Here is a 12487-nt window from a genome sequence, read left to right as displayed (position 1 = left end):
GCACCATGAGAGCCGTTCGCGTCGTGGGCTACCACCAGCCGCTGCAGATGCAGGATGTCCCCACCCCCGAGGTGACGAGCCCGTTCGACGTCGTCGTGAAGATCGGCGGGGCCGGGGTCTGCCGCACCGACCTGCACATCCTCGAAGGCCAGTGGGCGCAGAAGTCCGGGGTCACCCTGCCGTACACGATCGGGCACGAGAACGCGGGCTGGGTCAGCGCGGTCGGTTCCGCGGTGACCAACGTCGCCGAGGGCGACAAGGTGATCCTGCACCCCAACACCACCTGCGGACTGTGCCGCGCGTGCCGTTCGGGCGACGACGTCCACTGCGTCGCCAAGGGTTTCCCGGGCATCGACGTGGACGGCGGGTACGCGGAACACCTCAAGACCTCCGCCCGCAGCGTCGTGAAGATCGACGACTCCCTCGAACCCTCCGACGTCGCCGCCCTGGCCGACGCCGGCCTGACGGCTTACCACGCGTGCGCCAAAGCGGCCCAGCGGTTGCGGCCGGTGGACCGGTGCGTGGTCATCGGGGCCGGTGGTCTGGGCCACATCGGGATCCAGGTGCTGGCGGCGATGACCGCGGCCGAGATCATCGTCGTCGACCGCAACCCCGACGCGGTGGAGCTGGCCCGCTCGATCGGCGCGCACCACGCGGTCGTGGCCGACGGGACCCAGGTCGAGCAGGTCCTGGAACTCACCGACGGCCGCGGCGCGGAGGTCGTCGTCGACTTCGTCGGCGAGGGCGGCTCCACCGCTGAGGGGATCAGGATGCTGCGCGAGGCCGGCGACTACCACGTCGTCGGGTACGGCGAGAACATCGACGTCCCCACCATCGACATCATCTCCGCGGAGATCAACGTCATCGGCAACCTGGTCGGGTCGTACAACGACCTGACGGAACTCATGGCCCTGGCCGCGCGCGGTCTGGTGAAGCTGCACACCGTGAAGTACGCCCTCGACGACTTCCAGACCGCGGTCGACGACCTCGACGGGGGCCGGGTGAGGGGCCGGGCCATCCTCGTCCCCTGACCGCACGTCGACGCGGAGTGACGAGCGGGTGGTCTCACAGCACCAGGCCACACGCTCGTCACACGGACGAAACCTGCGGCGTCCTCGAAGGCCCTAGCGTCTGCGACAAGAGTGCGGTCCTCTGGGTCCGCACGGTCCGAGGCGAGCAACTGGAGCCCTCCATGAGCGGCAGCGCAGCACGACTCCGAGCGATCGACGCGGTCATCGCCTTCGAAGCCCCCACCCCGAGCCTCATCGCGGCCGAGGCGCCGGGCGAGGTCTTCGGCCAGAACGTCTTCAGCAAGGCCGTCATGCAGAAGCGGCTGCCGAAGGCGGTCTTCAAGTCGGTCATGGCGACCATCGAGAAGCAGATGCCCCTCGACCCGGCGATCGCCGACGCCGTCGCCTCGGCGATGAAGGACTGGGCGCTGGAGAAGGGCGCGACGCACTACGCGCACGTCTTCTACCCGTTGACGCACTCCACCGCCGAGAAGCACGACAGCTTCTTCGAGCCCGACGACGACGGCGGCTCGATCGCCGAGTTCGCCGGCAAGACGCTCGTCCAGGGCGAACCGGACGCCTCGAGCTTCCCCAACGGCGGTCTGCGCTCGACGTTCGAGGCCCGCGGGTACACCGGGTGGGACGTCACCAGCCCCGCCTACGTGCTGGAGAACCCCAACGGGAACACGTTGTGCATCCCGACGGTGTTCGTCTCGATGACCGGTGAGGCACTGGACCACAAGACCCCGCTGCTGCGTTCGCAGCAGGCGATGGCCACCCAGGCCGCCCGCGTGCTGCGGCTGTTCGGTCACGACGACCCGGGCACGATCGTCTCCTACGCCGGCCCGGAGCAGGAGTACTTCCTCATCGACCGGCACTTCTTCCTGTCCCGCCCCGACCTGCTGAACGCGGGACGGACGCTGTTCGGCGCGAAGCCGCCGAAGGGCCAGGAGTTCGACGACCACTACTTCGGCGCCATCCCCGACCGCGTGCTGGCGTTCATGCTCCACGCCGAGCGTGAGCTCTTCAAGGTCGGGATCCCCGCCAAGACCCGGCACAACGAGGTCGCGCCCGGCCAGTTCGAGATCGCGCCGATGTTCGAGCGGTCCAACCTCGCCGCCGACCACCAGCAGCTGCTCATGGTCACCATGAAGCGCGTCGCGCGCGAGCACGGCATGGAACTGCTCTTCCACGAGAAGCCGTTCGTCGGCGTCAACGGGTCCGGCAAGCACGTGAACTTCTCGTTCGGCTCCTCCACCGTCGGCAACCTGCTGCTGCCCGGTGACACGCCGCACGAGAACGCGCAGTTCCTGGTGTTCTGCGCCGCGATCATCCGCGCCGTCCACAAGTACGGCGGCCTGCTGCGCGCCTCGGTCGCCTCGGCGACCAACGACCACCGGCTCGGCGCCAACGAGGCCCCGCCGGCGATCATCTCGATCTTCCTGGGCGAGCAGCTCGCCGACGTCTTCGACCAGGTCGCCAAGGGCGGTGCCACCTCCTCCAAGGAGAAGGGCACCATGACGATCGGCGTGGACACCCTGCCCGTGCTGCCGACCGACCCGGGCGACCGCAACCGCACCAGCCCGTTCGCCTTCACCGGCAACCGCTTCGAGTTCCGCGCACCGGGTTCGATGCAGTCGATCTCCTCGCCGGTCTACACCATCAACACGATCGTGACGGAGGCGCTGGACTTCATCGCGACCGACCTCGAGGAGCGGGTCGCGGCCGGCGAGGACTTCAACCACGCCGTGCAGAAGGTCCTCGAGCAGATCATCACCGACCACGGCGCGGTCGTGTTCAACGGTGACGGGTACTCCGACGACTGGCAGACCGAGGCCGAGGCGCGCGGTCTGAAGAACCTGCGCACGACGATGGACGCCCTGCCCGAACTGATCTCGGACGAGGCCGTGGAGCTGTTCAGCAGGTACGGCATCTTCTCCGAGCGCGAGATGCACTCGCGCTACGAGATCGCCGTCGAGCAGTACGAGCTCGCCATCGCTGTCGAGGCGAAGCTGACCGTCGAGGTCGCGGGGACGAGCATCCTGCCCGCCGCGATCCGCTACCAGACGCAGCTCGCCCAGAACGTCGCCGCGCTCACGGCCGCCGGGGTCGAGGCGGACGCCTCGCTGCTGCAGGCGGTCACGACGCCCATCACCGCGCTGCGCACGGCCCTCGTCACCCTGAAGGCCGTCGCCTTCGAGGAGGCCGGCCACACACCGGTCGAGGCCGCGATGCACGCCAAGGACGTCCTGCTCCCGGCGATGGCCGCCGTCCGCGAGGCCGCCGACGAACTCGAGACCCTCGTCGCCGACGACCTCTGGCCGCTCGCGACCTACCAGGAGATGCTCTTCATCCGCTGACCGCGAGCGCCTGGCCGGAACTGCTCCGGCCAGGCGCTCGCGCGCCCGTCTACGCTCGCACCGTGGAACTCCCCGCGGGCAGCGCCCTGGACACTCGAGAACTCGTGCTGGAGAACTCCGCCCTGGGTGCCGAACAGGTCGTCGACGGATCACCCACCACGGGTTCCCTCGACCTCGGGACGGTGGGAGGGGTGGAACTCGGGGTGTGGGAGATGACCACGGGCACGATGCACGACGTCGAGACCGACGAGGTGTTCGTCGTCGTCGCCGGACGCGCCGAGGTCGCGATCGAGGGTGTCGCCGCACCCCTCGTGCTCGCTCCCGGGACCGTCGGCCGGCTGACCGCCGGGAGCCGCACCACGTGGACGGTCAGCGAGACCCTCCGGAAGGTCTACCTCCTCGGCCGGTGACGAACGGAGGACCACCGGGTCAGCGCATCGACGTGGAAGTCCTCGAGGCGGGTGCAGTGCTGGTCTCGGTAGCGATGCCCGCGATCGCGATCCCCACCGGTCGACTTCCCGTGTCCGGCAGTCGAGCCCCGTCTCGACCGGAGGGCAGTTCAGCACGGTCGGGCAGTCACTCGCTCGGCGTCCCCGGGATCGGGTTCAGCTGATCCCGTAGCGGGCGCGCCACGTCGGGTCGCTGGCTGCGCCCCAGCTGCCGTCGGGGTTGGACGTGTTCTCCCGCACCAGGTCCCGGGCCAACCGGTCGATGACGTAGGCGAGGTCGATGCGGGTGAGGACGGTCTGCGGGAGGGCGGTCTCACCGTGGACCGCTCCCACCAGGGCACCGGTGACCGTGGAGACCGCCACCGGGTGGGGTGCTGCGGCCGCCAGGGCGAGGGCGGCACGGGCACCTGTCACCTCGGGGTGGCTGAGCAGGCAGTACACCGCTCCCCACAGCGTCGACGACGAACTCCCGTCGCCCGCAGCGGCCCGCAGGACGAGCGGGGACGCCGGGGTCTCCCGAGCTGCCCGGACGGCGTCGTCGACCACCGAGACGGCGGTGAAGTCGATGCCCTGCATGATCGCTGCGCTGATCCCCTCGCCGACCGCTTCCACGGCGTCGCCCGTGCGCAGCGCCGCTCCCGCGAGCAGGACGGCGAGCCCGGTCGGGGCGAAGGTCCGGGGTCCGTGGGTGAGGGCAGCGGAGTCGATCGCGGTGTCCACCGCCTGAGCGGGGTCGCGAGCGACCTGCGCCGCGAGCGGCAACGCGCGGGCGAGCGAGTGCCATCCGTCTGCCGTCGTCACGGGGTCGAGGCGGGTCCCCCCGGAACCGGTGGCCAGTCCACGGACGGTGTCCCCCGGGTCACCAGCGGACTGGGCGAGGAGGGGAACCTCCTCGAGCCAGGCGACACCGGTGGTGCTCGAACGTCCGGGTGCGGACCAGACCCGCGCCCACCGACGGTAGGCGGCGAGCAGGTCGGCCCGGGGGTCGGCCGCTCCGGTCACCGACCGGCGCAGAGAGGTGCGGATGCTCGCGGCGGCGGTGAAGCAGGCCAGCTGGGTAGCGACCCCGTGGCGCAGGACACCTCTCGTCGAGACTCCCGACCCGATGGCCTCACCGACGGCGAGACCGTGCAGCAGCCCGCGAACGCGCCGTCCCACGACAGGGCTGTGCGCTGTCGGGGGCATCCCCGGGGCGGCATGTCGTCCTTCTTCCACGACAAGGAGTTCGGCCTTCCGGAGAGCCGCATCAAGCGTTGAACCCTCGAACCACCCGGTTGGCTGACGCGTTCTCACGGTCGTGCGAACAGGCGCCCCTCCACGGAGTCGTACTCACCGGCTCCGGACGCGGCACGGTTCCCGAGTTCGCGCAGCCCGCTGTCGGCGCCTCGGGCGGCCTGGGCCAGGGTGTCGAAGAAGGCTCGGGCCGCACGCTGCGCCCGGCCGACGACCCAGTCGTCCGCGCCTGCACCTGCCGCCTCCAACGATCCCAGGAGGGTGCCGACGTCGTCGGCGTCCGCGCGCAACGTCGCCGCCGACTGTTCGAGCTCCTCGGTCGCAACGCCGAACTGCATGCTTCCTCCTCCACCGGTGAGGTCGGGACGCTACCGGCAGGCGGGCGGGGAGGCGTCGACTCGTCCACAGGCACCGATCAAGCGGGCCGCCTGGGGCGCCGATGTCTCAGAGGCTCCCGCACCTGCGGGACGAGGTATAGTTAAAGCCTCAAACACTTTGGAGGCGAGATGTCCCGCAACGGCCGACGGCTCGAGCTCGGGTTCCTGACGTTCGTCGCGGACGGTGGCTCCGGCGGCCCCGCAGGAGCGCTCCAGGACGGCCTGTCACTCATCCGGTTCGCGGAAGACCTCGGGTACGACTCGGCGTGGGTCCGCGTCCGGCACCACGAGCCGTTCCTGTCCTCGCCGATGACGTTCTTCGCGGCGGCTTCGCAGGTGACGCGACGGATCCACCTGGGCACCGGTGTCGTTCCGATGCGCTACGAGGATCCGCTGCGGCTGGCCGAGGACGCCTCGACGGTCGACCTCCTCAGCGGAGGCCGTCTCGAACTCGGGTTGAGCAACGGGATCCCGCCGCTCGCCGCTGCGCTCGACCCCATCCACGGCGCCTCGGAGCGAGGTTTCGCCGGGGAGGCCCAGCACCGCATCGACGTGCTGCGCCGTGCGATCAGCGGCGAGCCCATCGCCCAGGCGGCCGCCCAGTACATGGGCACTCCGGCGGGCGGGGACATGCTCAGCACACCGCACGCCGCCGGGTTGTCGGAACGGCTCTGGTACGGCGCCGGCAGCGAGCGGACAGCCGTGCGCGCCGGTGCGCAGGGCTTCGACCTGCAGGTCTCCACCCTGAACAGCGAAGAGACCGGTGAACCCTTCGACGTCGTGCAGGCACGACAGGTCCGCAGCTACCGCAAGGCCTTCGCCGACGCGGGCCACTCAGGCCGGCGCTCTCCGCGGGTCTCGGCAGGACGCATCGTGCTGCCCTTCCTCGACCGTCGGGACGCCGAGGACCACCGGACGTTCATCGAGGGGTACACCTCCGGGATGACCGAAGACGGTCTGCCCAAGGAGCCGTCGCCCTTTCCCGTGCGGTTCAGCTCGATCCTCAGCGGAGACCCGGAGAGCATCGTCGAGAGCCTGCTCGCCGACGAGGTCACGGAGGAGACGGACGGTCTCGTCATCGTGCTCCCCGCGGAAGGTTCCCTCGACGTCCACCAGCGCGTGCTGCGCGCCGTCGCCGAGCACGTCGCCCCCCACCTCGGGTGGACCCCCACACGCTGAACAACCTCCCCCCACGACATCGCGGGAAGGACGCAACTACACCCGGAAACACGTGTGGGGAGCAACCCTTACGGGCTGCTCCCCACACATCTCACTTCAAAGAGTGAGTGGCCGGCGGTGACCTACTCTCCCACCCAGTCTCCCGAGCAGTACCATCGGCGCAGGTGGGCTTAGCTTCCGGGTTCGGAATGAGACCGGGCGTTTCCCCACCGCTATGACCACCGGACCACAAAGGCCAGGATCAAACCACACCCCCCCACCCCCACGAATGGGACTGGAGCGTGTGTTCGAGTTCTCTCCCGAGAACCACACAATGGACGCGAACACCACAACAGCAGTGAAATCGTTAGTTGGATTGTTATCACACTCGCCCCGACCCACCAACCCACCACTCATCAAGTGGCGGCAGCTGGTGCGTGGTAGACAAGTGATCGGCTTATTAGTACCGGTCAGCTCCACAGCTCTCTCGTCGCTGCTTCCACACCCGGCCTATCAACCCCGTGATCTACAGGGAGCCTCCCACCCCTTCAACAGGGCACGGAAACCTCATCTCGAAGCAGGCTTCCCGCTTAGATGCCTTCAGCGGTTATCCCTTCCGAACGTAGCCAACCAGCCATGCTCCTGGCGGAACAACTGGCACACCAGAGGTTCGTCCGTCCCGGTCCTCTCGTACTAGGGACAGCCCTTCTCAAGTTTCCAACGCGCGCAGCGGATAGGGACCGAACTGTCTCACGACGTTCTAAACCCAGCTCGCGTACCGCTTTAATGGGCGAACAGCCCAACCCTTGGGACCTACTCCAGCCCCAGGATGCGACGAGCCGACATCGAGGTGCCAAACCATGCCGTCGATATGGACTCTTGGGCAAGATCAGCCTGTTATCCCCGGGGTACCTTTTATCCGTTGAGCGACCGCGATTCCACACTCCACGGCCGGATCACTAGTCCCGACTTTCGTCCCTGCTCGACCTGTCGGTCTCACAGTCAAGCTCCCTTGTGCACTTACACTCAACACCTGATTGCCAACCAGGCTGAGGGAACCTTTGGGCGCCTCCGTTACTCTTTAGGAGGCAACCGCCCCAGTTAAACTACCCATCAGGCACTGTCCCTGATCCGGATCACGGACCGAAGTTAGACATCCAGAACGACCAGAGTGGTATTTCAACGATGACTCCACCATCACTAGCGTGACCGCTTCACAGTCTCCCACCTATCCTACACAAGCCGTCCCGAACACCAATACCAAACTATAGTGAAGGTCCCGGGGTCTTTCCGTCCTGCTGCGCGTAACGAGCATCTTTACTCGTAGTGCAATTTCGCCGAGTTCGCGGTTGAGACAGCGGGGAAGTCGTTACGCCATTCGTGCAGGTCGGAACTTACCCGACAAGGAATTTCGCTACCTTAGGATGGTTATAGTTACCACCGCCGTTTACTGGCGCTTAAGTTCTCAGCGTCCCCACTTGCGTGGGTAACCGGTCCCCTTAACGTTCCAGCACCGGGCAGGCGTCAGTCCGTATACATCGTCTTGCGACTTCGCACGGACCTGTGTTTTTAGTAAACAGTCGCTTCCCCCTGGTCTCTGCGGCCCTCAAACGCTAGCCCGCAAGGAGCTTCACGTCTCAGGCCCCCCTTCTCCCGAAGTTACGGGGGCATTTTGCCGAGTTCCTTAACCACGATTCACTCGAACGCCTCGGTATTCTCTACCTGACCACCTGAGTCGGTTTAGGGTACGGGCGGCTCGAACCTCGCGCCGAGGCTTTTCTAGGCAGCATGGGATCACCCTACTTCCCCCCGAAAGGGTCACCATCAGGTCTCAGACACGACATTGAAGTCAGAAGTGCGGATTTACCAACACCTCGCCCTACACCCTTGGACGTGGACAACCATCGCCACGCGGAAGCTACCCTCCTGCGTCACCCCTGTTAATACGCTTGACTACTACCGGATCGGATCACACGCTCCACCAACCACCACCCGAAGGCAGTGACGGCTTAGGGTGCTTAGCATCCCCGGCCTCACCATGGACGGTTCTACGCCGGTACGGGAATATCAACCCGTTGTCCATCGACTACGCCTGTCGGCCTCGCCTTAGGTCCCGACTTACCCAGGGCGGATGAACCTAGCCCTGGAACCCTTGGTCAATCGGCGGACGGGTTTCTCACCCGTCATTCGCTACTCATGCCTGCATTCTCACTCGCGTGCAGTCCACAACCCATCACCAGGCTGCTTCACCCCACACACGACGCTCCCCTACCCATCCACACACCTGCCCACAACCACCACCCACCACCACAAGGACAGCAGACCTGATTGAGAGAGATTAATATGTGAATGCCACAGCTTCGGCGGTGTACTTGAGCCCCGCTACATTGTCGGCGCGGAATCACTTGACCAGTGAGCTATTACGCACTCTTTCAAGGGTGGCTGCTTCTAAGCCAACCTCCTGGTTGTCTGCGCAACTCCACATCCTTTCCCACTTAGCACACGCTTAGGGGCCTTAGCTGATGATCTGGGCTGTTTCCCTCTCGACTACGAAGCTTATCCCCCGCAGTCTCACTGCCACGCTCTCACTTACCGGCATTCGGAGTTTGGCTGACGTCAGTAACCCGGTGGGGCCCATTAGCCATCCAGTAGCTCTACCTCCGGCAAGAAACACGTGACGCTGCACCTAAATGCATTTCGGGGAGAACCAGCTATCACGGAGTTTGATTGGCCTTTCACCCCTACCCACAGCTCATCCCCCAGGTTTTCAACCCTGGTGGGTTCGGTCCTCCACGCGGTCTTACCCGCGCTTCAACCTGGCCATGGGTAGATCACTCCGCTTCGGGTCTAGAGCACGCGACTATAGGACGCCCTATTCGGACTCGCTTTCGCTACGGCTACCCCACACGGGTTAACCTCGCCACGCACCACTAACTCGCAGGCTCATTCTTCAAAAGGCACGCCGTCACAGGTACAAGCCTGCTCCGACGGATTGTAGGCACACGGTTTCAGGTACTATTTCACTCCCCTCCCGGGGTGCTTTTCACCATTCCCTCACGGTACTTGTCCGCTATCGGTCATCAGGAAGTATTTAGGCTTACCAGGTGGTCCTGGCAGATTCACACGAGATTCCACGAGCCCCGTGCTACTCGGGACATGCTCCCAAGGAGGCCGCAATGTTTCGCCTACGGGGGTCTCACCCACTACGCCGGACCATCCCAGGCCCTTCGGCTACACCACGACTTTCTCACTCCCCGACCAGGTGGTAGCCCAGTCCAGAACACTCCCACAACCCCAACCCCGCAACCCCTACCAGGTATCACACGGAACTGGTTTAGCCTCATCCGCTTTCGCTCGCCACTACTCACGGAATCACTATTTGTTTTCTCTTCCTGTGGGTACTGAGATGTTTCACTTCCCCACGTTCCCTCCACACACCCTATACATTCAGGTGCGGGTGACCGCCCATGACGACGGCCGGGTTTCCCCATTCGGACACCCTCGGATCAACATTCGGTTGCCAACTCCCCGAGGCTTATCGCAGGCTCCCACGTCCTTCATCGGCTCCTGATGCCAAGGCATCCACCATGCGCCCTTACACACTTGACCACCACACACCACCCACCACCACCAACCCACCCGAAAGCAGGACAACAGCAGCAGAGCAGACATGCAGGTCAAGGCGAAACTGCAATAAAAACCCAAACCACAAAGACAGTACGGACCACCACCCACCGAAGTGAGATGACAGCCCGCTCATCAGAGGATTATCACTCGACGAACATCACTACTTTCACGCCCCTCACCCAAAGATGAAGGAGCGCTACTTGATGCTCGCGTCCACTGTGCAGTTCTCAACAGACAACCCGCACCCACCCCGTAGAGACCGACACCAGACACCCGCAACCCCACCCGAAAGCAGAGACACGAACCGATGTGAACGATCAGGGCAGGCCCAGACCAAGACACCAACCACACCCACCCACCACCCTCTCCAGACACGAAGTCCCAAGAAGAGTAGTACGTAGCTGCCGGCCGGTCCCTCAGGACCCAACAGTGCGCCAGACACTCCCCGACCCCCACCACCGCGTTCCACCCGAGCAAAACTCGAGGTACTGACAGATGATGAGCATCCAGAAGTGCCGTGTTGATGTTCCACCCTTGAGCACCAGCCGCCGAACATACGCCGACGAAACTGGCCCATCCCCACCACACCTCATACCCCACGAAGGAGGCCTGAGACCTGAGATTCAACTCAGTGACGGGGTTGATGCTCCTTAGAAAGGAGGTGATCCAGCCGCACCTTCCGGTACGGCTACCTTGTTACGACTTCGTCCCAATCGCCAGTCCCACCTTCGACAGCTCCCCCCCTTACGGGTTGGGCCACCGGCTTCGGGTGTTACCGACTTTCATGACGTGACGGGCGGTGTGTACAAGGCCCGGGAACGTATTCACCGCAGCGTTGCTGATCTGCGATTACTAGCGACTCCGACTTCACGGGGTCGAGTTGCAGACCCCGATCCGAACTGAGACCAGCTTTTTGGGATTCGCTCCACCTCACGGTATCGCAGCCCTCTGTACTGGCCATTGTAGCATGCGTGAAGCCCAAGACATAAGGGGCATGATGATTTGACGTCATCCCCACCTTCCTCCGAGTTGACCCCGGCAGTCTCCCATGAGTCCCCACCATAACGTGCTGGCAACATGGAACGAGGGTTGCGCTCGTTGCGGGACTTAACCCAACATCTCACGACACGAGCTGACGACAACCATGCACCACCTGTACGCGACCAACTAAATGACACCCCATCTCTGGGATTCCACCGCGCATGTCAAGCCTTGGTAAGGTTCTTCGCGTTGCATCGAATTAATCCGCATGCTCCGCCGCTTGTGCGGGCCCCCGTCAATTCCTTTGAGTTTTAGCCTTGCGGCCGTACTCCCCAGGCGGGGCGCTTAATGCGTTAGCTGCGGCACGGAATCCGTGGAATGGACCCCACACCTAGCGCCCAACGTTTACGGCATGGACTACCAGGGTATCTAATCCTGTTCGCTCCCCATGCTTTCGCTCCTCAGCGTCAGTAACTGCCCAGAGACCCGCCTTCGCCACCGGTGTTCCTCCTGATATCTGCGCATTTCACCGCTACACCAGGAATTCCAGTCTCCCCTACAGCACTCTAGTGTGCCCGTACCCACTGCAAGCTCAGAGTTGAGCCCTGAGTTTTCACAGCAGACGCGACACACCGCCTACGAGCTCTTTACGCCCAATAATTCCGGACAACGCTTGCACCCTACGTATTACCGCGGCTGCTGGCACGTAGTTAGCCGGTGCTTCTTCTGCTCCTACCGTCACTTTCGCTTCTTCGGAGCTGAAAGAGGTTTACAACCCGAAGGCCGTCATCCCTCACGCGGCGTCGCTGCATCAGGCTTTCGCCCATTGTGCAATATTCCCCACTGCTGCCTCCCGTAGGAGTCTGGGCCGTGTCTCAGTCCCAGTGTGGCCGGTCGCCCTCTCAGGCCGGCTACCCGTCGTCGCCTTGGTAGGCCATTACCCCACCAACAAGCTGATAGGCCGCGAGCCCATCCCCAGCCGAAAAACTTTCCACCCACACTCGATGCCGAGGCAGGTCGTATCCGGTATTAGCCACCGTTTCCAGTGGTTGTCCCAGAGCCAGGGGCAGGTTGCTCACGTGTTACTCACCCGTTCGCCACTGATCCACCCCGAAGGGCTTCACCGTTCGACTTGCATGTGTTAAGCACGCCGCCAGCGTTCGTCCTGAGCCAGGATCAAACTCTCCGTCGAAAAACCTACGACCACACCACCACCAAAAGCAGCAGCACAGCCAAGATCTTTAGCACTTCATAGTTGACCCTTGGACTCGAAAACCCCACCCCCCACTGGC

The 12487-nt window shown here is 64.4% G+C and carries 6 protein-coding genes and 3 rRNA genes; 4 read left to right on the top strand and 5 right to left on the bottom strand.

Annotation, left to right across the window (positions count from 1 at the left end):
- The first annotated feature begins 5 nt into the window (after nucleotides 1-5).
- The 3 genes from SJY07_RS14275 (at nucleotide 6) to SJY07_RS14265 (ending at nucleotide 3780) form a co-directional block, all read left to right on the top strand.
- Nucleotides 6-1031 (top strand): NAD(P)-dependent alcohol dehydrogenase, encoded by a 1026-nt coding sequence (locus tag SJY07_RS14275; protein WP_380162329.1) that lies wholly within the window; start codon nucleotides 6-8, stop codon nucleotides 1029-1031.
- Between the two features lie 161 nt (nucleotides 1032-1192).
- Complete coding sequence (locus tag SJY07_RS14270) at nucleotides 1193-3370, top strand: glutamine synthetase III (RefSeq protein ID WP_380159992.1); 2178 nt, start codon at nucleotides 1193-1195, stop codon at nucleotides 3368-3370.
- A gap of 62 nt (nucleotides 3371-3432) precedes the next feature.
- Nucleotides 3433-3780, top strand: a complete 348-nt coding sequence (locus SJY07_RS14265; protein WP_380159990.1) for a cupin domain-containing protein — start codon at nucleotides 3433-3435, stop codon at nucleotides 3778-3780.
- Nucleotides 3781-3975: 195 nt separating this feature from the next.
- Here SJY07_RS14265 and SJY07_RS14260 read toward each other — a convergent pair whose 3' ends face one another.
- Both SJY07_RS14260 and SJY07_RS14255 read right to left on the bottom strand, forming a co-directional pair.
- A complete protein-coding gene (locus SJY07_RS14260; protein ID WP_328293581.1) occupies nucleotides 3976-4977 on the bottom strand; it encodes an ADP-ribosylglycohydrolase family protein in 1002 nt (333 codons plus the stop codon).
- A 131-nt stretch (nucleotides 4978-5108) separates the two neighbouring features.
- Complete coding sequence (locus SJY07_RS14255) at nucleotides 5109-5390, bottom strand: hypothetical protein (RefSeq protein ID WP_328293582.1); 282 nt, start codon at nucleotides 5388-5390, stop codon at nucleotides 5109-5111.
- A gap of 168 nt (nucleotides 5391-5558) precedes the next feature.
- Here SJY07_RS14255 and SJY07_RS14250 point away from each other — a divergent pair, with 168 nt between their 5' ends.
- The gene (locus SJY07_RS14250) at nucleotides 5559-6608 is read left to right on the top strand and encodes an LLM class flavin-dependent oxidoreductase (protein ID WP_380159987.1); all 1050 of its coding nucleotides are present in this window, start codon (nucleotides 5559-5561) and stop codon (nucleotides 6606-6608) included.
- A 109-nt stretch (nucleotides 6609-6717) separates the two neighbouring features.
- Here the strand turns inward: SJY07_RS14250 and rrf are convergent.
- The 3 genes from rrf to SJY07_RS14235 form a co-directional block, all read right to left on the bottom strand.
- Nucleotides 6718-6834, bottom strand: a 5S ribosomal RNA gene (gene rrf / locus SJY07_RS14245).
- A gap of 193 nt (nucleotides 6835-7027) precedes the next feature.
- Nucleotides 7028-10196: ribosomal RNA gene (locus SJY07_RS14240) — 23S ribosomal RNA — on the bottom strand.
- Nucleotides 10197-10868: 672 nt separating this feature from the next.
- A 16S ribosomal RNA gene (locus tag SJY07_RS14235) occupies nucleotides 10869-12387 on the bottom strand.
- The 16S, 23S and 5S rRNA genes sit together here, the layout of an rRNA operon.
- Nucleotides 12388-12487 lie beyond the last annotated feature (100 nt).

It is taken from the genome of Kineococcus sp. R86509 (assembly GCF_042466365.1).
Lineage (GTDB): Bacteria > Actinomycetota > Actinomycetes > Actinomycetales > Kineococcaceae > Kineococcus.
Note: the sequence above shows the minus strand (reverse complement) of the source record. Positions and strands in the feature narration are given on the sequence as shown.